The sequence below is a fragment of the Paenibacillus sp. JT31N11 genome, assembly GCF_056269285.1.
The window spans coordinates 352,841-374,153 of sequence record NZ_JBWDNQ010000007.1; the positions used below are offsets into that span (position 1 = coordinate 352,841).

General features: G+C 52.3%; 18 protein-coding genes. 7 read left to right on the forward strand and 11 right to left on the reverse strand.

Going from position 1 to position 21,313, the window contains the following annotated elements; translation table 11 throughout:
* Window positions 1-5 precede the first annotated feature (5 nt).
* The 4 genes from AC0YNV_RS24145 to AC0YNV_RS24160 are packed head-to-tail and all read right to left on the reverse strand — an operon-like array spanning window position 6 to window position 5,067.
* The gene (locus AC0YNV_RS24145) at window positions 6-428 is read right to left on the reverse strand and encodes a GtrA family protein (RefSeq protein WP_475770291.1); all 423 of its coding nucleotides are present in this window, start codon (window positions 426-428) and stop codon (window positions 6-8) included.
* Complete coding sequence (locus AC0YNV_RS24150) at window positions 428-1,687, reverse strand: hypothetical protein (protein ID WP_475770292.1); 1,260 nt, start codon at window positions 1,685-1,687, stop codon at window positions 428-430. Before AC0YNV_RS24150 ends, AC0YNV_RS24145 begins: the two co-directional genes overlap by 1 nt.
* The gene (locus tag AC0YNV_RS24155; RefSeq protein WP_475770293.1) at window positions 1,684-2,661 is read right to left on the reverse strand and encodes a glycosyltransferase family 2 protein; all 978 of its coding nucleotides are present in this window, start codon (window positions 2,659-2,661) and stop codon (window positions 1,684-1,686) included. Before AC0YNV_RS24155 ends, AC0YNV_RS24150 begins: the two co-directional genes overlap by 4 nt.
* A 51-nt stretch (window positions 2,662-2,712) precedes the next feature.
* Window positions 2,713-5,067: an ArnT family glycosyltransferase gene (locus tag AC0YNV_RS24160; protein ID WP_475770294.1), complete on the reverse strand. Its 2,355-nt coding sequence runs from the start codon at window positions 5,065-5,067 to the stop codon at window positions 2,713-2,715.
* Between the two features lie 255 nt (window positions 5,068-5,322).
* Between AC0YNV_RS24160 and AC0YNV_RS24165 the strand changes: the two genes are divergently transcribed.
* Together AC0YNV_RS24165 and AC0YNV_RS24170 are read left to right on the forward strand one after the other, a co-directional pair.
* A complete protein-coding gene (locus tag AC0YNV_RS24165) occupies window positions 5,323-6,009 on the forward strand; it encodes a response regulator transcription factor (protein ID WP_210038623.1) in 687 nt (228 codons plus the stop codon).
* The gene (locus AC0YNV_RS24170) at window positions 6,006-7,529 is read left to right on the forward strand and encodes a sensor histidine kinase (RefSeq protein ID WP_475770295.1); all 1,524 of its coding nucleotides are present in this window, start codon (window positions 6,006-6,008) and stop codon (window positions 7,527-7,529) included. Before AC0YNV_RS24165 ends, AC0YNV_RS24170 begins: the two co-directional genes overlap by 4 nt.
* A gap of 150 nt (window positions 7,530-7,679) precedes the next feature.
* Here the strand turns inward: AC0YNV_RS24170 and AC0YNV_RS24175 are convergent, their stop codons facing one another.
* Entirely contained in the window at window positions 7,680-9,230 is a 1,551-nt protein-coding gene (locus AC0YNV_RS24175; protein WP_475770296.1) for an FAD-dependent oxidoreductase, read from the reverse strand.
* A gap of 162 nt (window positions 9,231-9,392) precedes the next feature.
* On the opposite strand from AC0YNV_RS24175, the gene AC0YNV_RS24180 reads away from it, so the two are divergent.
* Together AC0YNV_RS24180 and AC0YNV_RS24185 are read left to right on the forward strand one after the other, a co-directional pair.
* The gene (locus tag AC0YNV_RS24180; RefSeq protein ID WP_475770297.1) at window positions 9,393-10,058 is read left to right on the forward strand and encodes a fumarylacetoacetate hydrolase family protein; all 666 of its coding nucleotides are present in this window, start codon (window positions 9,393-9,395) and stop codon (window positions 10,056-10,058) included.
* 149 nt (window positions 10,059-10,207) lie between these two features.
* Window positions 10,208-10,621: an organic hydroperoxide resistance protein gene (locus AC0YNV_RS24185; RefSeq protein ID WP_475770298.1), complete on the forward strand. Its 414-nt coding sequence runs from the start codon at window positions 10,208-10,210 to the stop codon at window positions 10,619-10,621.
* 180 nt (window positions 10,622-10,801) lie between these two features.
* Here AC0YNV_RS24185 and AC0YNV_RS24190 read toward each other — a convergent pair whose 3' ends face one another.
* Window positions 10,802-12,640: an ABC transporter ATP-binding protein gene (locus AC0YNV_RS24190; protein ID WP_475770299.1), complete on the reverse strand. Its 1,839-nt coding sequence runs from the start codon at window positions 12,638-12,640 to the stop codon at window positions 10,802-10,804.
* 8 nt (window positions 12,641-12,648) lie between these two features.
* On the reverse strand, window positions 12,649-13,296 hold the full coding sequence (locus AC0YNV_RS24195) for a PadR family transcriptional regulator (RefSeq protein ID WP_210038617.1): 648 nt from the start codon (window positions 13,294-13,296) through the stop codon (window positions 12,649-12,651).
* Window positions 13,297-13,528: 232 nt separating this feature from the next.
* Here AC0YNV_RS24195 and AC0YNV_RS24200 point away from each other — a divergent pair, with 232 nt between their 5' ends.
* From AC0YNV_RS24200 to AC0YNV_RS24210, 3 genes are all read left to right on the forward strand, one after another.
* Window positions 13,529-13,957, forward strand: coding sequence for a cupin domain-containing protein (locus AC0YNV_RS24200; protein ID WP_475770300.1), 429 nt, complete (start codon window positions 13,529-13,531; stop codon window positions 13,955-13,957).
* A gap of 62 nt (window positions 13,958-14,019) precedes the next feature.
* Window positions 14,020-14,397 (forward strand): MmcQ/YjbR family DNA-binding protein, encoded by a 378-nt coding sequence (locus tag AC0YNV_RS24205; RefSeq protein WP_475770301.1) that lies wholly within the window; start codon window positions 14,020-14,022, stop codon window positions 14,395-14,397.
* 85 nt (window positions 14,398-14,482) lie between these two features.
* Window positions 14,483-15,367 carry an NAD-dependent epimerase/dehydratase family protein gene (locus tag AC0YNV_RS24210; RefSeq protein ID WP_475770302.1) on the forward strand — a complete coding sequence of 295 codons (885 nt, stop codon included), beginning with the start codon at window positions 14,483-14,485 and terminating at the stop codon, window positions 15,365-15,367.
* A 93-nt stretch (window positions 15,368-15,460) separates the two neighbouring features.
* Here the strand turns inward: AC0YNV_RS24210 and AC0YNV_RS24215 are convergent, their stop codons facing one another.
* From AC0YNV_RS24215 to AC0YNV_RS24230, 4 genes are all read right to left on the reverse strand, one after another.
* Entirely contained in the window at window positions 15,461-16,366 is a 906-nt protein-coding gene (locus AC0YNV_RS24215) for an aldo/keto reductase (protein ID WP_475770303.1), read from the reverse strand.
* A 267-nt stretch (window positions 16,367-16,633) separates the two neighbouring features.
* A complete protein-coding gene (locus tag AC0YNV_RS24220; protein WP_475770304.1) occupies window positions 16,634-17,584 on the reverse strand; it encodes a DUF1861 family protein in 951 nt (316 codons plus the stop codon).
* 292 nt (window positions 17,585-17,876) lie between these two features.
* Window positions 17,877-20,345, reverse strand: a complete 2,469-nt coding sequence (locus tag AC0YNV_RS24225; RefSeq protein ID WP_475770305.1) for an O-antigen ligase family protein — start codon at window positions 20,343-20,345, stop codon at window positions 17,877-17,879.
* A 269-nt stretch (window positions 20,346-20,614) separates the two neighbouring features.
* Window positions 20,615-21,241 (reverse strand): SGNH/GDSL hydrolase family protein, encoded by a 627-nt coding sequence (locus AC0YNV_RS24230; protein ID WP_475770306.1) that lies wholly within the window; start codon window positions 21,239-21,241, stop codon window positions 20,615-20,617.
* Window positions 21,242-21,313 lie beyond the last annotated feature (72 nt).

Below are 21,313 nucleotides of genomic sequence, written 5' to 3' on the forward strand. Positions count from 1 at the left end.
GATGATCACTCCCGAAGCGTATTTTGCGACGAACGATGTTGATTGCCGAATGCCCAATACCGGGTGCCGATATAATTAATACCGACACTGAAGACGGTTGCGGCAATCTTGCATACCAGCAGTGAGAAAGGTGTATAAGCATGTAAAATCATCAGCAGCACGGTTGTCGCAGCGAGTGCAGCCAGATTCACTGCCGCAAACCGTACAGCCTGGCCTGACGCTTTCTTGTTCTTGTGAAACGTCCAGCTCCTGTTCATATAATAGCTGTTCAGAACTCCGCAGCTGTAGGAAATGACTTGCGCAGGCACAGCAGAGACACCAAGTACGGTCAATGCCGTGAACAGCGCAAGATCAATACCTGTATTAATGATCCCAACCGACCCGAATTTAACGACAGTTATGAACCTGGAGAAAATGATTCGCCGCATTAAGCATCACCCGCTTTAGCTGCTGCAGCCGGTACTGGATTTCTTCCTGCTCCTGTCCCCAGCGATCGGAACATCCACAGCAGGACGAATAGATTTACGATTGCCATCCAAACACCGGTCCCGTAATTGACGTTGTCATCCAGAACGATGATCAGGTTCATCAGAACCGTCAATGTGAGCAGCCCTGCGGGCAGCGTCCACTTCTTATCCTTCAATAGCACCAGCAAGGTAAACACAAGGGCAGGAATGCTGTAGCGTTCATGAATTTCAGTAGGAAGCATGAAGAATGCCAGGCATAGAGACGCTGAAGCTTTCAGAAGGACAGTGATGCTTTCTTCCCGAGAACGATAGATATAAAGACATATTCCGACCACCGCGAGGAATAATAACAGAAATCCAAAATTCCGCATGGTAATGCCGATTGCCATGTACTCCGTATCAGGGGTATTCGGATCGGTCCCCATGACATAAAACCAAATATTCATGGCATTCATCGTTGCAGATGTATAGAAGCCTACGGCATCTGTATAGGCTTGGCTGATCATTTTCCCCAAACTGCCGGCTGCGCCAAAATAGCCCAGTGTCGCGATCCATGGACAAACGAAGCCTGCAGCCCACATCAGAAGCGGACGGAATTTCCGATCCTTCGCAAGACCAGTCAGGAGCCATATCCCAATGACCGGAAATACGGTTATGGCTTGGAACTTGGTCAGCATCGCCAAAGCAAATATTATCCCGCTCATGAAAGGTCGCCGAGGCAGCCAGATAACGGCAAACAGCATCAGCATACTATGCAGGATATCGACTTGTCCCCAAACTGCGCTGTCGGTCATCAAGGCCGGATTGAGCGCGAAGAGCACGATAGTGAAAGAGCGCCAATTATAATTGCCCACACTTGAAGCAAGCTTTATCACAAGCGCAATGGCTGCCAGATCAATAAGAATAAGAAGAGATTTAAAGGAAACCGAACCCGCATTGGCGGAGATACCAAGTGCATGAAGCAAATCACCATACAGACCCATAATCCATAGAAACAGCGGCGGATAGTTAATTTGGCCGTTTGCTGCGAAGGCGCCGCCCAGTCCGAGTTCCCGGACCGACTCCATCCACTGTATGAACAATCTTTGATCGGATATAAAACCCGGATACTGCTCTGCCAGTGCAAGTCTTACCGCTGCTGCGCACAGGACGAGCAGAATAACGAATCCGGCAAACTTGCGCTTGTCCGCAATGCTTTCCAATTCAAGCGGATCATTCATAACGGCTTTTCCCGCTGGCCGGCGGGCCAGTCCTGACTGGCAATCCCGTAGCTGTCGCGGACGATATATAACGGCCTTCCTTTGGTCTCATCGTATATCCGCCCAATGTACTCCCCCAGTACGCCAAGCATTAACAGGATGAAACCATTAAAGATGAGCAGAACGCCAATGATGGAAGGCCAGCCTCTCATCGTCACATCCGTAAAGAAAGCCATGTAAAGCACATAAATGAAGTAGAGGAAACCTGACCCCGACAGCATGGCACCCAAGTATCCTGCCAATTTAAGCGGTTTGAAGGAGAAGGATGTAATCCCGTCCAGGCTGAGTTTGATCATTCGTTTCAGCGGATATTTGGTTTCACCTGCAGTCCGTTCATCCCTCTCATATTCCAGTGCGGTTTGGCGAAAGCCAACCCAGCTGACCAAGCCTCTCACAAAACGGTTATTCTCAGGCAGCCGCCTCAGCTCATTCACCACACGCCGGTCCATCAGGCGAAAATCGCCGGTATCGACGGGTATCGGCACATCAGTAGAAGCCTTGAGCACCCGGTAGAACAGGCTAGCAGACCATTTCTTGAATTTAGACTCGCCATTGCGCTTCGTTCTTTTCGCATAGACAACCTCGAAACCATCCTGCCATTTTGCGATCATTTCCAGTATCAGCTCCGGGGGATCCTGCAGATCGGCGTCAATAATAATAACCGCGTCTCCTGCGGCATAGTCCATACCGGCTGTGATTGCGATCTGATGTCCAAAGTTGCGGGAGAAATCGATTAGCTTAATAGTAGGGTCCCAGTAATTGTGCTCGCGAATGATCTCTGCGCTGCGGTCCCTGCTGCCGTCATTGATGAAGATAAGCTCATACGTTTCTCCTGCCCTGTTCATCACAGACTTCAGTCTTAGGCAGGTCTCCTGTATGACAGCTTCCTCGTTATACATCGGGACAATAACGGAATAGCGGATTTTGCTCTTCATTCTATTCTCCTCCTAAACTGTATTGGCTATGTCCATTTCCCACAGGCATAGTTAATTCAAAGAAACTTCATACAGCGTCTCGCCTCCGCCGCGGGAACCTGAATCATTAGCATCATTAGCCGTCGTGCCCGCTATCTGCTGATTTGATCCTGTACCCGTACTCTGCCATTCCGAGGACGGTATTTCGGTTCCGTTCTCCTGGATCCACTGCAGTACCTCCGAGTTTCCGCCGCGGCCGCCTACGATGAAATATTTCAGCTTGCCGGATTGAACAAGCGACTTCACTTCATTCATAGACAAGACCGGATCAGAGCCGGAGAACCCGCCCGTTATAATGATCTTCTCGCCGGAGTCGATAATATAAGGAGCAGCCGTTGTATAGCTTGTCGTTGCAAACAAGTAAGTCTCACCCGTATTATGAGTCTGCAAATATTGCAGAGACGTTTCGTCCAGGGTCGAAGTTTGCCCGAAGCCTCCGGCGGCATTCATTCCTCCGCCCATTTTTCCATCCGCGGCTATGCCTCCAGGCATTCCGGCTCTATTCGCTTTGCCTGGTCCTGCTTGCGGAAGCATACTGTCCTGTCCATACGCAATTGGTGTTGCAGCCCAGTACAGCGGGCCAACGAGCAGCATGAATAATCCAATCAATGCCGCCGGACGTGCAGCGCGCTCCACACGCTTCATTACAATCAGAAGAATTGAAGCAAAGAGGCTGCCTGCCAGCACCAATATCGACCAGCCGATTCCGATCGTATCGTCATAAGGATGCATAATGTACAGCTCGAAGCTCGCTGTAGCCGGGATTCCAGCCGGCAGCAGCCATGCGGTCCAGCCAGTTGATTGACGATATAGATTGACCAGCTCCTTCCAGCCTGCCCCTGCAAGAGCCGCGATCGGTGCAGCCAGCATGATTAAGTAATACTGATGAAAAAATCCGGCTACGCTGAAGAATCCCATCGCCGGAACAAGCCAGGCGAGCCAGAACATAGCTTCTTTGTGCTGCTGTGTAAAATGGCGTCTGCGCAGATTAGCAAACAATCCGATGCAGGCGAACGCCACGAATGGAAGAAGCCAGCTTGCTTGACCGGACAATCCGGATTGGAACAACCGCAGAGGTCCAGCCGGACCTGTCCCGAATCTGGATCCTCCCTGGCTGCCGCCGCCGAATCCGCCGCCTGCAGCCTGCCCTTGCCCGAAGCCTCCGCCGTCTTCACCGGGAGAAGATCCTCCCTGCGTGCCATTGCTTCCATCTGCTTGGCCTTGCTGCGGCGATTGAGCCGCATCGCTGCCGCTTGCTTCGACGTTCTGCTGGCCCCGTCCCCCTGAACCATCGCGCTGCATGCCGCCGCTTCCCGTCATTTCGCCGCCAATCTGTCCGCCGGCTTGAGTGCCATCGCCGCCACCCATCTGTTGGTCGCCTTGTGCATCGCCCGTCTGTCCACTGCCTTGGTCACCGCTGTCTTGTGAGCCGCTGTCTAGTGATCCGCCGTCCATCATTCCGCCGCCTTGTGGGCCGGCACCGCCGCCGCCCATCATTCCGCCGCCTTGTAGGCCGGCACCGCCGCCGCCCATCATTCCGCCGCCTTGTGGGCTGCCTCCGCCTCCTCCGCCGCCTTGTTCACCGGTTAGACGGGAAACGCCATTGTAGCCAAACGCAAGCTCCATTACGGAATTCGTTTGACTGCTGCCGACATAAGGCCTGCTGCCAGCCGGCACAGCATCAACGATCAAAGCCCAAGACATCGAGATAAGCAGCATAAGCGCACTGGCTCCGGCCAAGACGCCCAGCTTCTTTTTCCAGTTGATTTTCCAGGCTATGAGCGTGATGAAGAAGAAAGCCGGCAGGACCATAAAGGCCTGCATCATCTTCATATTGAAGGCCAGGCCGATCATCGCAAAAGCACCGATCAGGCTCCATATCCGATTGTTCCTGATACCACTTAACAGCAGCCATGCTGCGATGAGTAAAGCAAACACGAGCATACTATCGATATTATTGGTACGGCTTACCGATGCGACCACAGGTGTGCTCGCCATGACGAGGGCGCTGATCCTGGCAGCCGCCAGTCCGAAGGGCTGTTTAACCAGCTTGTACATCAGAATGACGGAACCTGCGCCTGATAGCGCCTGAGGCAGAATGACGCTCCAGCCGTGAAGACCAAAGATATACGCGCTTAGTGTTTGAATCCAGAATGTCAGAGGCGGTTTATCCACCGATACGAAGCCTGCTGTATCAAGCGATACAAAGAAAAAGTTATGAAAATTTTGCAGCATGCTTGCGACTGCAGTCGTATAGTAGGTGTTCGCATACTGATCATTCCATATTCCGTAGACATTCAAGAATAAAGCCAACAGGACAATTAAAGTTAAAGGAATATCCAAACGAAATTTAGATGTTATGTTCATTAGTACGAGTTCACTCCCTGAATTCACGATTTGCTCCTATAATCTGTTTGGTCCAAAGGATCGTGATCCCGGTTATCTTCCCCCTTGGCTTGCTCTCATTATGCCTTCCCTAACTGAAGTCTGCATGAATGATCGCTGAATGTTCGCTGAATGCTCTTTTGCTGCTCGATAACGGAGCCATCCGCATTCAGACAAAATTCAGCAAGTTAGGCCATAATAGAAGAAATAACGGACGGCGTTCAGGAGGTTAGCAAGATGAAAGCAATTAAAGGGGTCAAAATATTGCTTGTAGACGATGAAGCGCATATACTGCAATTTCTGGAAATGGGATTGATAAATGAAGGGTATGAAGTCAAGACAGCTCCTGACGGCCATGCTGCCCTGGAATCTCTGGAGAAATTCGCCCCGCATGTCATCATATTGGATGTGATGATGCCGGGTATGGATGGCTTCGAGGTCTGTAAGCGAATCAAGGAAACAGCTGATCATACCGCTGTCATTATGCTAACCGCCAAGGACGACGTCAGAGACAGGGTCAAAGGCCTAACGCTGGGTGCAGATGATTACCTGGTTAAACCGTTTAACTTTGAAGAGCTGTTGGCCCGAATCGGAGCGCGCTTGCGCAATCAATTTCCCGATTTGCTTGGTGAAGTGGTTCACGGCCCCTTCCAGATTGACGACCGGAGGAAAGAAATCAAGTACCGGGAAGAACCGCTTGCCTTATCGCCTACGGAATATGAGCTGCTCAAGTTCATGGTACTGAATCATGGAATTGTGCTTAGTAAAACGATGATTTTGGATCGCGTGTGGGGTTATGATTTTGGCGGGGAAGAAAATATCGTGGAAGTTTATATCCGTTCGCTTCGGGACAAGCTGCGCGACAAGGAGCATCGGCTTATTCGCACGCTCAGAGGCGCGGGCTATCGGGTGGATTTGATATGATCGCCAAATTTAAGCGGTACTCCAATAAACTGGCCTCTTCCCGCTCGCTCCGGTCCCAGCTATTGACCCGTTCCCTGTTCATATTGGCTGCGCTGCTAATGCTCATCGGCTTCCTGCAATTTCTGTTGACCAAGGATCTGCTCTACCGCAGCAAAGCCGACTCCATGCATGCTCAGATCATGATGCTGCCCAAGGATTTAATTAGCCGTTTTATGGACAGGAACGATGACCCGAGCCGCCCCGGTCAAAGCTCGAATATGGATAGAAATGACATGCCGCTGAATAATCGTCCTTTATTCTTGATGCCCGGCACTTCCATTGTCATTGTCAATCAAGACGGTACCGTGACTGATGCCGGAGCAGACAATGGAATTCCCGCTCCGCAGCTGAGTTTGGAAGATCTTCAATCGCTTGCCCGGGACGGCTTCAGAGGTGAAGGGAGACGAACCGATTATAAACTGGTTCGGGATGCGAACGGTAATGAGCAGCTTGTCATCGCAGGTCATCTGGGATTGCCAAGCAACCCGGATTCGGAAGATTATATTCAGATGGGTACGGAGACGGCTCCCATTACGAGGACATTAATGCAGCAGCTGCTAACCTTTATTTTTTTATCCCTGTTAGCACTGGCCGGCGGTTTGGCGCTATATGCGCCTGTGCTGAGGCGCACACTGATTCCGCTGTCCAGGATGATCAGCACGGTAGAGCAGATAGATTCCGGCAAGCTTGACCAGCGGCTGCCTCAAAACCAGGGCCAGCAGGAAATCGACCGTTTATCCCGTTCTTTTAACAGTATGCTGGGGCGGCTGGAGACCTCATTCGAAGCGGAGAAGGAAGCGAAGGAACGGATGAGACAGTTTATAGCGGATGCTTCCCATGAGCTTCGCACGCCATTAACGTCTATCCACGGCTTTCTTGAAGTGCTGCTCCGCGGCGCGGCAGCCAATCCCGAGCAGCTTAACGGTGCGTTAACCAGCATGCATGGTGAATCCAAACGGATTAATAAGCTCGTCGAGGACCTGCTCGTTCTGGCGAAATTCGATCAGGATTCCCGGATTCATACCGAGGACATCTCGTTGACCGAGCTTATCCGGGAGATGCAGCCTCAGCTTCGAATGCTTGCGGGGGACCGTGAGGTGCGTTACGTATTGACAGAGGAAATTCGCGGGAAATATGATTCGGACAAGATGAAGCAGGTTATTCTGAATCTATTCCAGAATGCCGTTCAGCATACGGATCCGCAGGCAGGCAGCATCATAATCCGGTTGATTCATGAGGGTGAACGTACCAGGTTGTCCATTCGGGATAACGGTGTCGGCATTGATGAGGATCATCTTTCAAGGCTGTTTGAGAGGTTCTACCGCAGCGATCATTCGAGGGCGCGCAAATACGGCGGAGCGGGTCTCGGGCTCTCCATCTCGCAATCCATTGTGGAGGCGCACGGCGGGGAAATAACCGTACGCAGCCGCATCGGTCATGGATCCGAATTTGATGTTATTTTTCCGGTCATCCAGCAGTAAAGCAGATGCTGCGGGAAGATTCCAAGCCTTTTATTATAAAGTAAGGTTCTTGACCCGGATTGAAGTCAAGAACCTGTGATGCAGGCCGGGTAATGACAAGTTGATATTGCCCGGTCGCAGCGGGTTAACCCCCGCGGTATGCTTTAATCCTTAATCGGAGCCAAGCTTTTTAAGCGCTTTGGTCGCCGGTCCTTCGATAACCTCTCCGTCATAGGAGAATCTTGAGCCGTGGCAGGGGCAATCCCAGCTTCGGTCGCCATTGTTCCAATCCAGCTCACAGCCCATATGGGTGCAGGTTGTATCAACCAGATGAAGTATCCCGTCAGGATCCTTGTAGGCGCCTGCGCGCTTTCCATTGAACGATACGACTCCGCCTTCCCCCTGCGCGAGCTCTTCGACATGCTTATGCACCATTTCCAGCTTTCCGGCGATCAAGTACTTGGCCACGTTCGCATTCTCCGATATCACGTTCTTCATGCTGGCACGGGCGTGAAAACGCTGAGGCGTATACAGCTCCAGATAGGGATTGCCGCGCCCGACGATGCTGTCGCTCAGCATCATCGCCGCAGCCGTTCCGCCGGTCATTCCCCATTTGCCAAAGCCGCTGGCAAGCTGGACATTAGGCATGCCCGAGGTGACAGCTCCCACATACGGCACCTTGTCGAGAGTCAACAAATCCTGGGCGGACCAGCGGTACGGTATCGAGGCCACGTTGAAATGCCTTACCGCATAATCCCGCAATGCCTCATAATACTGTATTGTGCACAGACCCTGTCCCGTCTTGTGGTTTTCCCCGCCGATCAGAACCAGCTTCTCACCATTCATCGTAGACGCCGTACGGATTGAGCGCTTCGGATCGTCGGCGCTCAGATACATGCCCTCCGGGAATGGTTCCTCATCCGCCATGCGTACTCCAAGTACATAGGAACGCTGGGCATGCAGCCGGGCAAAATAAAAACCATGCCGGTCGATAAACGGATAATGCGAGCAAACGACCACATGGGATGCTTTCACCCGATGCCCGTCCTTGGTGATAACAACAGGCTCCTCTCCATTCTCCACATCCACCGCCGTGGTATGCTCATAAATGCGTCCCCCTGACTCTGTGATACGGGGAAGCAGCGCGCTCAAGTACTGCAGGGGGTGGAACTGCGCCTGATTATGCATCACAACGGCGCCATGGGTCGGCACATCGAGCGGTATTTTGTCGATATAGCCGCCGGGAATATCCAGCTTGGCATAAGCCTCGGCTTCGTCATGCAGCTTGGTCAGCGTATCGACCGTTTGCGCATAGAGGTATGCATCCTGCTCGGAATAGCCGCAATCTATGTCCAGCGACTTGATCGTATGCCTGACAAAATCGAGAGCGTCGCGGTTGGCTTCATAATATAATCTGGCCTGATCCTCGCCCAGATCCTTGATCAATTGGGCGTAAATCAGATCATGCTGGGCGGTCAGCTTGGCTGTCGTATGCCCGGTGGTTCCCCCAAGAAGGGAATCCGCTTCAAGCAGCACCACGTTGACGCCTGCCTCAGCTAAGCGGTAAGCGGTCGTTATTCCTGCGATTCCCCCGCCTATAACGACGGTATCCGTCGATGTATCTTCTTCCAGCCTCGGGTAATCGGGAAGCTGTACGGAATGGCGCCAATACGATTCGGGTAGCTGCGGCAGCTCTCTTAACGGCTGGTTTGTAATTAACATCTGTCATCACTCCGGTCTATGGGCAGCCCCACTCTATTGTTCGCGGATAGGGTTTACAGATTTAACCTCTTTTATGTAAAGATGGCGGATATTGCGATGAAATCAGCCTCTCCTTAAGGTATAATGAAACAAATCGTGTTTATGCAAAGGAGAGAATGAACCATGTCTGAGTTTGACTGGATTCGCAATATTTATTGTGTGGGGCGCAATTATTCCCTTCACGCCAAGGAGCTGGGCAATGATGTGCCGAAAGAGCCCATCCTCTTCTCCAAACCCACGCATGCCCTTCGACCGGCCCATGGAACGACTGGGCTGCCCGGCCATATCGGCATTATCGATTATGAAGCCGAGCTGGTGCTCCGGATCTCTTCGGCTTACGACCCAGACAAGCCTGTTGGCGAGCTAATTGACGGTATCGCCCTTGGCATCGACTGGACGGCAAGAGACGTGCAGTCCCGTTTAAAAGCCAACCAGCATCCCTGGCTGCTGGCCAAAGGCTTTAAAGGCTCCGCTATTCTTTCCGAATTCCACAGCGTCTCCAGTCTGGAGCAAATCGCAGCTCTGCGCTTCAGTCTCCATATCAATGGACAAGCCGTCCAAACGGGCAACCCGAATGACATGACCTTCTCTGTGGAACAATTGGTTACCTATATCGGCAGCACCTATGGACTGGATGCGGGGGATATTATTTATACCGGCACGCCGGCCGGCGTCAGCGCTATCCATGATGGGGATTCGGTGGAGCTGAGGCTCACTGGATTGGACTCTGCTGCTGCAGGCGGGGAGCAAACCTTAGGCTCCTTTGAAGTTAAATTTCTAAACCAGTAAACTGTTAATCAGATGTAAAGAAAAGATCTTAATCCCATGATTAATTCGTGATATTAAATAAATATGAAGAGTGCGGCTCAAAGGTTTGCACAACGGACAAGTAGGGTAATATAGAAGCGTGCTTACATAATGAAAGGAGAGGAATTGCTATGAGCGTTATCTACACTGCGCATGTCACATCACGCGGAGGCCGGGAAGGCGTTGTCCGCTCCTCTGATGGTCATTTGAATTTGAAAACCACTCAGCCCAAGGAAGGTGCTGAAGGAACGAATCCGGAGCAGCTGTTTGCAGCCGGATATTCGGCCTGCTACCACAGCGCGCTGAAAGCCATTGCCAAGGGCAAAGGAATCGAAACGGAAAAATCGGAGGTTACCGCAACTGTCCAGCTTCATAAGGACGATGACGGCTTCAAGATCTCCGCCGTTCTTGCCGTGACTGTTCCGGGTCTCGACGAGAAGCAGACGATGGAGCTTGCGGAAGCGGCGCATCAAATGTGCCCTTACTCCAAGGCTACACGCGGCAATATTGATGTGGAGCTTAAAGTTGGAGCGGCACAAGCCTGATCTTATACGCGGCAGCTGACAAAAGGCTGTATCCTCAAGCGGGTAATCGACCCGCCAGAGGATACAGCCTTTCTTTTGAGCTTACAGCAGTAATACCGCATGTTATATCGTCAGCCCTGCAGCAGAACGCTTTTCCGCAGAAGGTTCCCTTATAACGACACCACCGCTCCGGCTATCCTGTCATGTCCGGGATAATTTCCTGCCTCGGTGCTCCACAGGCTGCTGCGGCTCCTCTTTCTGCGGAAACTGCAGCTCATAGAGCTGTTTGTATCGGCCGCCCTGCTCCAGCAGCGATTGATGCGTGCCCACCTCGACGACCTTTCCTTTGTCCAGGACATAGATCCGGTCTGCCCGCTGAATGGTTGATAAGCGATGGGCAATAACAAGCGACGTGCGGTTCTCCAGCAGATGCTCCAGCGCGTCCTGAATGGCCTTCTCCGATTCCGTATCAAGCGAGGAGGTCGCTTCATCGAGAATAATGAGCCGGGGATCCTTCAGAATTGCCCGGGCGATGGACAATCGCTGCTTCTGGCCGCCGGAGAGCTTCACTCCCCGTTCCCCGATTTGCGATTCATAGCCCTGCGGGAACGACATGATGAAATCATGGGCGTTAGCGGCGCGTGCAGCCGCTTCGATCTGGGCCGGTGTCGCTTCCGGCTTCCCGTACACCATGTTGTCTCGAATGCTCCCGTTCAGCAGAACGATATCCTGGGAAACAATTCCCATTTGCCGCCGCAGCGAGCTCAGGCTAAGCTGTGTCAGCGGATGCCCGTCAATAGTGATGCTCCCATGCTGCGGATCGTAGAAACGGGTGATCAGATGGGTGATGGTGGATTTGCCCGCTCCCGAGGAACCGACGATGGCGGTAACTTTGCCGGGCAGCAGCTCGAAGTTAAAATGCTCCAGCACCTTTGGACCTGTTTGGTAGGCAAAGCTTACATCATCGAACAGGACATGGCCGTGAACGCGGTCAAGCTCCCGGGCATGATCACTCTCCACCACCTGGGACTTCGTCTCGAGGATTTCCACTATCCGCTCGTAAGCTGCCGCCGATTGCTGAATGGTATTCAGCGTCCGGCTGAAGCGGCGGACCGGATTTTGCAGGAGCCGCAGATAAGCGAGAAAAGCAACGACGTTCCCTACGGTCAAAGCCCCGTCCATCGTTTGCTTGGCCCCATAAATCAGGACGGCCGCCATCCCGACGAAGTTGATCATATCGATAATCGGCTCATAGACCGAACGCAGCTTCACGGCGGCCAGATTCGCCCCCATATTCGCCTGTGTACGAACGGCGAAGCGCTCCGTTTCGTAGTCCTCCGTGGAGAAGGCCTTCATCAGCCGAATGGAGGACAGGGTATCCTGCAGATGATTGGTCACCTCGGCAACCGACTCCTGAATCCGTTTGGATGCGGCGCGAATCCGTTTGGAGAAGAACCGCGTCGTCAGAATCATCACAGGGAAGGTAATCATAATGATGACGGTCAGCTGCCAATCCACCCACAGCATATAGGCAAGAACAGCCACAAAGGTGAACAAATCCGTTACGATCGACATCATGCCGGACGATACCAGCTGCTGCAGCATCCCTACGTCGCTGGTTACGCGCGACATCAGATCGCCGGTCCGGCTGCGGTCGAAGAAGCCGACATCCAGCGATTGCAAATGCCGGTACAGCTGCTGACGCAAATCAAGTACGGCCTTCTGGCCGATAGAAGCCATCGCCATGCCGCTCGAATAATTAAAGATTCCCTGCAGGATTGCGGCAGCCAGGATACCCAATGCAATCCATACCAGCGTCATATAATGCTTGCCGGGAATAACGTGGTCAATGGTATACTGCGTAATCTGCGGAATCACAAAAGCCAGCAGGGAAACGGCCAGGATCGAGAAGAAGGCCACAAGGATAAGCCCACGCTGACCGCGAATATGGAAAAACATCCGTTTATACATGCTCCAGATGCTGCCGGGATTCGGTTTGGCAGGCTGCATGCTTATTCGTCGTCTTGCTAAATTGTCCATTCTTTCCATCACTCCGTATCGGCGGGCCCGGCATCTGTCGCGCCAGAGTCCAGATAAGCTTTTAACAGATTATTCATATCCGCAACCATTCCGGCAAGCTCTTGCTGCCTCGCCTCACTGCCGGCTGCGGATCGTTCCGCTCTCATCAACTGCCGCAGCACTTCATACGATTCTATACTTAGACCCAGCTTTCTGCGGAACCGCTCATGCCGGTGCAGATCCTCTTCTTCTCCCCTGTGCCGCTCTCCTCTTTCGCCTTCCCGGCCCTTGCCGCATGCGCCCCGCTCCGGCTCGGGGCTTTCGCTGAGCATCGTGCGGCCTTCCTCCGTAATCCGGTACACCTTCTTGCCACCGCTCTCCGCCGCCGCGATCAGCTCGCGGTCCTCAAGCATCTGAAGAGTAGGATAAATCGATCCTGCACTCGGAATATACAAGCCGCCGGATTGCTCCTCCAGAGCTTTCATCATCTGATAGCCGTGCATCGGCTCCTTCGTAAGCAGCTGGAGCAGCGCATATTTGACGCCCCCCCGGCCAAAATACCGTTTGGAGCTGCGGAAACGGCCTTCGCCGCCATCCTCCCTGCCTCCACGCCCCTCATGCTCTTCGTATCTCCTGCCCCTATGTTCAAAAAAATGATTAAACCGCTCATTCCGCATCGTTCAATCTCTCCCTTGTTAGCGAATACGATATATCGTAATATAAAAATAAACGATATATCGTATTGTGTCAATAACGACATTAATTACAATGCTGGCCGGCAGACGGGTAGAGTTCGTTCACCTTCTCTGGTAAATTATAGTTAGAAAGCGGTTCATGATGATCTGCTGCACAACAAACTGACAGAAAGCTCACGGATTTTTCATAGATCGCTCAAAAGGAGGCGTTTATTTGTCCCATTCTTCAGAATTTAACTTCCTTGCCGCACCACTTGCCGGACAGGCTCTGGCGCCATCCGGCTCCAATCTGGTGCTTGCCGAGTGGACAGCTTCAGGCACTTCGCCTGACATGACCGAGCGGCAGCTCATCGCTCCGCTCCATCTGCATCATTACGACGATGAAGCGTGGTACATCCTTGAAGGCACGCTCGGCTTCCAGATTGGCGATGCGGCGATTGAGGCCTCCGCCAATGACGCTGTCGTGGTCCCGCGGGGGACAGCGCACACTTATTGGAATCCGAAACCGGAGCCTGCCCGGTACCTCATTATCATGACCGTGCAGATTAGTGGGCTGATTGATGCCATCCACGCTGCAGACAAGCGGGATCCGGAATCCATGAAGCAGCTATTCGAACGGTTCGGTTCCGAATTGCTTGAGTAGGACGGGTCGCAGATACGGCAGCATGTATTTGGAGTGGGAGCAGCAATTATACGAGGAGGGCTATGATGAAGCATGATTTGAGCGGGATGAAAACGCCTGGGGGAGTAAGAATGCTTGAGCAGGTGCGCAAGATCTGCAAGGCGCTGCCTGAGGTCGCCGAGTTGATCGATGGGCATGGGCATACGACGTTCAAGGTAGCCAACAAATCGTTTATCATCATGAGCGACTATGGGATCACCTTCAAGTCGGATCTGGAGAATCAGGAGATTCTGATCCAGCAGGAGCGTTTCACGAGGCCTCCCTATATCGGCCATCACGGCTGGGTATCCATCAGCAATCCCGAGGACTGGGAAGAGATGGGCATTCAGTTGAAGGAAGCTTATTTGCGCGCTGCGCCCAAGCGGCTGTTCAAGCAAGTGATGGAAGAGGAATCGATATAACCTTCTGTGAGTCATGATGGGCTGAACGATATATCTATGAAAACGACTGGCTGCATGGTTAAATTTGATTCAGGAGGTGTCGACGATGAAAAAGGCGCTTATTTTGGGCGGAACACGATTTTTCGGCAAAAAGTTAGTGGAACAGTTGATCCATGATCAGGTCGACCTGACCATCGTAACAAGAGGGCTTACTCCCGATTCATTCGGAAGCTCGGTGAAGCGGCTCCAGGCTGATCGTACAGACCCGGCCGCTCTGCGCGCTGTACTGGGTACCTCGGATTATGATGTTGTTTACGACAACATTTGCTTCACGCCGCAAGAGGCGGAGGAAGCTGTGAATTTGTTTGCCGGGCGCACAGGAAGATATATCGTAACTTCATCGCTAAGTGTGTATCCGTTCGGAGAACCCGGAAAAAAAGAGAGTGATTTTGACCCCTACACCTATCCTATTCCGGAGCCCTATCCTGCGAACGCGGACTATGCTGAAGGAAAACGGCTGGTTGAAGCGGTATTGCTGCAAAAAGCGCCGTGTCCGGTGGCGGCTGTACGTTTCCCCATTGTTTTGGGACATGATGATTACACGCGGCGGCTGCATTTTCACATTGAGCATGTTGAGCAGGGGTTGCCCGTCGGAATACCAAACCTGAATGCGCAAATGTCGTTCATCAACTCGGATGAGGCTGCCTCCTTTCTCGCCTGGCTTGGCCGTTCCGATCTGGAAGGGCCGGTCAACGCCTGCTCGCACGGGGAGCTGTCCCCTGGACAAATCATGACGCTTATATCGCAGGCTGCGGGCAAAGAGGCGAATATCCTGAGCGAGACTGATAACATGCATATGTCGCCCTTTGGCATTCCCCAGCCCTGGTATATGGACACGGCCAAAGCCGAGGCTGCCGGCTTTTCGTTCCAGCAGCTCCGCGGCTGGATGCCGAATTTGATCCGGGAGATTGCTGCCGGGCAGGCAAAATAGACAAAAAATAACCGGCCAGACACATTAACCCTGTGTTTAGACCGGTTATTTCTCCTATATTTACCGGCGCTGCCGGACCGTCATCCATTCCGTTTAAACCTTCGCGGCCTGCCCTACCTCAGTCAAACGTTTCTTGGCTTCCTCATAGACATCATCCGCAAGCGGACCCTGATGGGCAAAACGCAGATTCTCCTTCAGATGCTCCGGATTCTTGGTGCCTACAATCGTTGTCGAGAGCTGCGGGTGGGACAAAGTAAAACGCAGCAGGAAGCCTGTCCGGCTCTCTCCTTCTTCGAGAAGCTCGTCCAGCTTCGCCGCTTCCCATGCCGACCAGCGGTCCTGGGAACCGCGTCCTGCTCCAGGCTCGCCCTGTCCTACGCCGCCGCGTATAATAATGCCCGCGCCAGCTTTCCCTGCCTTGGCAATAAGATTCTCATGCTCACGCTCCAGGGCGGAATATGGAATCTGGAAGGTGTCGAACGCACCGGTATCTATGTAGGCCGGGAGATGGGGCAAATAGGATGAAATGCCGATCCAGCGGACTTTGCCCGAGGCCTGGATTTCCTTCAATGCCTCGACGAGTCCGCCTTCTTCCGTCTGCTCCACTGTCGGCCCGTGCAGCTGCAGCAGATCGACATAGTCTGTTTTCATCCGTTTCAGGCTGGTCTCAATATTATGAAGGATATTATCGCGTGTCCAGACATGAGGCGTCTCGTCGTGATCACCCTTGTCCACCAAGGTGCATCCGCATTTGGTTGCAAGGAAATACTCATTCCGGCGATGGCTGATATACTTGCCGATCAGCTCCTCGCTTCTGCCGTAATCGTATGCGGTATCAATGAAGTTAATGCCGGCGTCCAGCACAGCGTTCAGAATACGCTCGGAATCCTCATCGGCTACGGGGCGCCCGTTCCATACCCGGGGACCGCGAATCTCCATGGCTCCAAAACCAAGCTTTGTCACCTGCAGGCCCGTCCGGCCAAGCAATGCTTTTTCCATTTTCGGTATTCCTCCTTTGATTCGGATCTTGAATACCCTTACATTATACCCTTGTCCAAGTGCCATGAACAATCCTTGTCCGGATTATCCCGGAATAAGCCCCTTTTTCCGACTGAGGAAAAGGGGCTTTCAGATGCGTCTTACGGGTCATCGCATCGCGAAAATCGTTCAACATGGATAACACATCAAGCGCATGAATGGATGAATAGCTGTCTTATCCGCTCTGCTGATTCAGGGCCGGCAGATGCCGTCCTGACCCGCCGCTGCTTACAATTGCTCGTATTCCAGAAAAGGATCCGCGATTTCAATCCTGTACGCTGCGGCATCCCCCGCTCCCACATAGAGATCCGCCAAGCCGCCTTCCCTGCGCACCAGACCGCCGCTGAAGATGACATCGGCAAGATCGGGGCGCTTGGCGGGGCCTGCGGGGAAGCTCCCCCGCCGGGCAATGATTTTCATCGGTGTCTTCTCCAGGGTGTCAGGGTTGAAGGCGAAGGTCATGGCATAGTAATGGCGGCTGCCATCCTCCTCATCGAAGGAGGCGATATGACCGAGTACACCGACAAGGCCATTGTCCAGCACATGCGCCTCATTGGCTCCGCCCCACTGCGTACCGGCAAACTGATCCTCGAATACGGGAGCCTCGCCGATCAGATAAGCGGTTACATCTTCGAGCCGGCCGACTTTGACGAAGCCGATCTGTCCTCTGCCGCCTTTGTAGCCCTGAGGACGGGTCAGCACGCCGATTTCTCCATCCGCAAGCTCGATCAGACGAATATCCTTCATATGGTATGGACCGCTGAGAAAATGCTGCAGGCCGGCGATATCCGCACCGCGATAGAATTCCGTCACCCAAGCCACGATGCAGTGCGGATGCAGCGGATCGGCAATAACCCTTACGCCGCCGAAGATCAGTTCCCCTTTGATTCGTGTAAAGAAGGGATCCTGCAGCTCATAAACCGGATAATCCGGATGGGGCTTCCAGACCTCGCCTTCCTTGCGAAAAAAAATAACCTCCGAAAATTCCGTGCTGCGTCCTTCCACTCGCCCTGCGATAACGAGATTTTCCCGGTCGGCAAAAGCAGCCGATATGTTATACACATCCCGGCCCTCGATACCTTCGAAGCGGATCCGCTCTCCGCCCGTTGCAGGCTCTTGATTCTCAAATTGCTGCAGCAGGTCCCTGCAGGTTTGAACCTTCGTTTGTTGTAGCAGCATACGTCCCGTCCCTCCGTAACCGTTCACGATTAACCGAGATGCTACTTTCGATGATGAATCCATTGATCAAGCGTTCTATACCCTCTTCATTGTTACACTCAGGCGGCTGGGCAATGGCCGCTGGATTGCAGAAAAATGGAGGCGCATCCTCACTGGGCAGGCAGTGCTTTCCATCAGAAATATTCGATGCTTTATCATATACCCGAATGGGTTCTGTCGTTCCGATCTTTTATCGGCAGCATGCTTATGAAATGTCTCTCGTATGCTCCAGCAGAAGGGGACCGCATCGCGACTAGCTCTCTATTGCCGCAATCTTCTGTTGTTCCATTAACTCTTGCTCCGCCCTGGCCTTCTCCTCGGCCTCCGTTAATTTAGCATGCAAGGCCTCATCCTTCCGTCCTGCAGCTTCAAGAGCAGATAGATAGGCATGAACCCCGGAGCGTATGATCGGATCTTCAAAATTACCATTAATATCCTCCTTCAGCATATTAATGGCCTGCTCGTAATCATGCCGGTTGTAATAAATTTGGCCCAGAGCCAGCCTCATCGTCGGGGTAACAATAAACTCATTGCCCTGAAGCTGTCCTTCCGGAAGCGATTTGAGGCGTTCGATCCGGTCCAGCACTTCCTGATACAAGGCAAAGGAGTGATCCCACTTGGCGTTTGCCGCCTGTTCATCCGTCTGCTTCCCGTTCATCCCGGACAAATAATACTCCATCATCCCCGCTTCATAGAAATACATATCCCACGGGAACCTGTCCAGACCTTCGTCGATCGTCTTCAAGGCACGGTCATTGTCTCCTATGCTTTTGTAATATTGGTATTCTTCTCTCAATAACTTATAGTCGTAAGGAGAATAGGATTTTAACTGAGTGATCAGCCGTCCCTGCTCCTGCCGGTACTGCTCATCCCGGGTTGAGTTGAACGCCTGCTTCATCCAGTCTATCTTGAGCAGCGTATAATCGGGATGCTCCGGTGAAATCGCAATCGCCCGGTCGATGTAGGTGAGCAGCTCATTAAGCGGCTTCCTCTCTGCGACTGCCATATTCAAGGAATGATCAAAGCTTGCGCGTGCCTCGTATTCCCTGTACGCCCCGATGAATAGAACAAGCGCAAGCAAAGAAATCGAGGAGGGAAAGACCCATCGCCAATTGACCTTTTGAAATGCTTGCCACGCCGGTATGAGAAATGTCTTGTGATAAGGTGCCAGCATGGCGCCCAGGCACAGGAACACAAGTGCGGAAAGAAACATGAAGCTCATATCGAAGTCGATTACACTATGCGCCAGAATGGACAGGGAAATGATGAAGAAATAAAATCCGCCGCCGCCGCGAAGCCCGGGATTTCTGATATAGGACCGGATAAACAGACCGTAAACGGTAATCAGGAATCCGAGCAGAACGAGGAGCCCCAGCCAGCCGATTTCAACCATGGTTTGTAATAAATAGCTGTGCGTCTGCTGGCTGCCATACGGATTGTTTTGATATTTCTGGTAAAGCGCTGCCCAGGCACCGCCTCCGCCGCCCAGGATCGGATACTCAGCCGAGATTTTGAATGAATCTCTGTAGAAGGTCTCGCGCTCCAGGACGCTGTGCTGCTGCAAATTGATATTTTCCAGGCGGTTCGCAATACTCACAGGCAGCAAGCTTCTGATTCCGCTGCTTGTAAGAACAAGAGTGACGGCCAATGTCCCCAGGATGATGAAGAGCGCAGGTACAGCGGCAATAGACAGCCTGGACTTTTCCAATCCGGTGGTTTTGGCTTCTAGAAAGCCGGATAACCGCGGGTGAATGAAAACAATCAGTGCTGCAAGTACCACAGAAATGCCCAGAACGAAGCTCCAGCCGTTTAAGGGGAGAGGATTCCAGAGGGACATGGTCTTCCCAAGCTCGGAGGCGGGCTCCAGTATAGCCGAGATATCGGTGCCTATTCGCGTCACATGGCTCAGGATCACGAAAGAAAACAGAACAGCCAGAACCATATAAATCAAATAAAGCAGCTGCCTGCCTATTTTCAGAAAAGGAAGAATGAACAAGACGATGACTGGCAGCAGAACAAGCGCCGCCCGGGAGTAAGTCAGCATGAGTGACAACCAGATCGGGACAAGCATGAAACTATGTATTGCCCGCAGGTACCACTGCCTGGTATGGATAGCTGAGAACAGGCCGCCCAGGAAAAGAGCGGTCAGAAATGCGGCATAGGAATTGGAATACTGAAAAACCGAGGTCAGACGGTAAGAGGTATCGGCCAGCCACAGTGCATTGGGATAATACACCTGTCCGAACCAATTCATGAATCCATAGATGACAATCGTGCAGCCGGATATTTGAATGGCCGCTTCCATGATGTTCCTGTGAAGCTTATTTTGCATCATATACAGACCGACGATAAAGAAAGCCGCGGTCATAAATTCAAGCTGAACCATCAGCTTCGCATTATGGGCGGAAGCCGCCTGGAAGGAAGACAGCACATACATAAGCGGGAGCATGAGCACTCCCAGAGACAACAGAAACCTGTAGTCATCCAGTCTCCAATTGTAGAGAAAGCGAATGCCGAGAAGAAAGACGATGACGGACGAATACATCAGGAATTCAAACAGGGGAGCTTCAAAATTCAATACGGCTCCGTTAAACAGCGCGTACCTGAATGGAAAAATAAACAGGAAAAGCGTTACCGCCGCTACGATCGCCCACTGAATGAGCGAAGTATTCGATGCCTCTTTTTCATGGACGCGAGGAAGTGTCTTTTTTTTCGTATTCAATTTCGTGAAGCTCCTTTACGACTGCGGATTTTTACTCATCTATCATTTATAAATTCCAGTTTTCATAATTCGCATAACATTTCCAAATATATGGACGAGAAAAAAAGAAAAAAGTTACAATTTTGGGTGATTTAATTTTTAATGAAATGAAGAGCAGAGGATGCATCAAGGAAGATCTTCCCCTTTGAAGCGAAGGAAAACGACAAAAAAGCCGGCGCCTGATTTCCCGGACACCAGCCTTATATTCACGTCATTGATAATAAGTTCTCTTAAGCTTTCACAGCATTCAGCCAGGCCTTGGCGATCAACGCACTCCCCGCAGGCGATGGGTGAACGCCGTCCGGCGCCCAATAAGCGGGGCCTGTTTGTGTACCCGCTTGAGCGAACAACCCGTCGAGCGGAACATACAGGGCTTGGAACTCGTTGGCGAGCTTGCGGACCACTTGAATCTTCGGGTCCAAATCCTCTCTCCAGGTCTTCTGGGCCTCGTTGACCGGAAGCACGAACGGCTCTACCAGGATCAGTTTGACATTCAGCTGCTCCTTCGCCTGCTTGATCAGTTTGCGGTAGGTGGTCTCATATTCCTCCGCGCTCGTCGGAATGCCCCTATCATACCGGCGCCAGGTATCGTTGATCCCGATATAGATCGACAACCAGGTCGGCTTCAGTTCCAGGCAATCCCGCTCCCACCTGCGTTCCAGATCAACCACGCGATCGCCTCCGATACCGCGGTTAAGGAAGCGGACCTGTTTCTCCGGGTGCTTGCTGGTAAACAGCGCTGTGGCAATATTGGCGTAGCCGCTGCCCAGACTATACCCATCCTCACGGTTGCGTCCTGCATCGGTAATGCTGTCCCCCTGAAACAGCACAACTGCATTGTTTTCGATTAATGTCATCAATAACACCTCCAGTTAACTATTATACATGCGATAATCCGCAGCGGGATAGGGGGATTTCAGCCGACCTTA

Bases quoted from the DNA above. Each gene is read 5' to 3' on its own strand.
- AC0YNV_RS24145 (WP_475770291.1), bottom strand. From the start codon at position 428: ATGCGGCGAATCATTTTCTCCAGGTTCATAACTGTCGTTAAATTCGGG.
- AC0YNV_RS24150 (WP_475770292.1), bottom strand. From the start codon at position 1,687: ATGAATGATCCGCTTGAATTGGAAAGCATTGCGGACAAGCGCAAGTTT.
- AC0YNV_RS24155 (WP_475770293.1), bottom strand. From the start codon at position 2,661: ATGAAGAGCAAAATCCGCTATTCCGTTATTGTCCCGATGTATAACGAG.
- AC0YNV_RS24160 (WP_475770294.1), bottom strand. From the start codon at position 5,067: ATGAACATAACATCTAAATTTCGTTTGGATATTCCTTTAACTTTAATT.
- AC0YNV_RS24165 (WP_210038623.1), top strand. From the start codon at position 5,323: ATGAAAGCAATTAAAGGGGTCAAAATATTGCTTGTAGACGATGAAGCG.
- AC0YNV_RS24170 (WP_475770295.1), top strand. From the start codon at position 6,006: ATGATCGCCAAATTTAAGCGGTACTCCAATAAACTGGCCTCTTCCCGC.
- AC0YNV_RS24175 (WP_475770296.1), bottom strand. From the start codon at position 9,230: ATGTTAATTACAAACCAGCCGTTAAGAGAGCTGCCGCAGCTACCCGAA.
- AC0YNV_RS24180 (WP_475770297.1), top strand. From the start codon at position 9,393: ATGTCTGAGTTTGACTGGATTCGCAATATTTATTGTGTGGGGCGCAAT.
- AC0YNV_RS24185 (WP_475770298.1), top strand. From the start codon at position 10,208: ATGAGCGTTATCTACACTGCGCATGTCACATCACGCGGAGGCCGGGAA.
- AC0YNV_RS24190 (WP_475770299.1), bottom strand. From the start codon at position 12,640: ATGGACAATTTAGCAAGACGACGAATAAGCATGCAGCCTGCCAAACCG.
- AC0YNV_RS24195 (WP_210038617.1), bottom strand. From the start codon at position 13,296: ATGCGGAATGAGCGGTTTAATCATTTTTTTGAACATAGGGGCAGGAGA.
- AC0YNV_RS24205 (WP_475770301.1), top strand. From the start codon at position 14,020: ATGATGAAGCATGATTTGAGCGGGATGAAAACGCCTGGGGGAGTAAGA.
- AC0YNV_RS24210 (WP_475770302.1), top strand. From the start codon at position 14,483: ATGAAAAAGGCGCTTATTTTGGGCGGAACACGATTTTTCGGCAAAAAG.
- AC0YNV_RS24215 (WP_475770303.1), bottom strand. From the start codon at position 16,366: ATGGAAAAAGCATTGCTTGGCCGGACGGGCCTGCAGGTGACAAAGCTT.
- AC0YNV_RS24220 (WP_475770304.1), bottom strand. From the start codon at position 17,584: ATGCTGCTACAACAAACGAAGGTTCAAACCTGCAGGGACCTGCTGCAG.
- AC0YNV_RS24230 (WP_475770306.1), bottom strand. From the start codon at position 21,241: ATGACATTAATCGAAAACAATGCAGTTGTGCTGTTTCAGGGGGACAGC.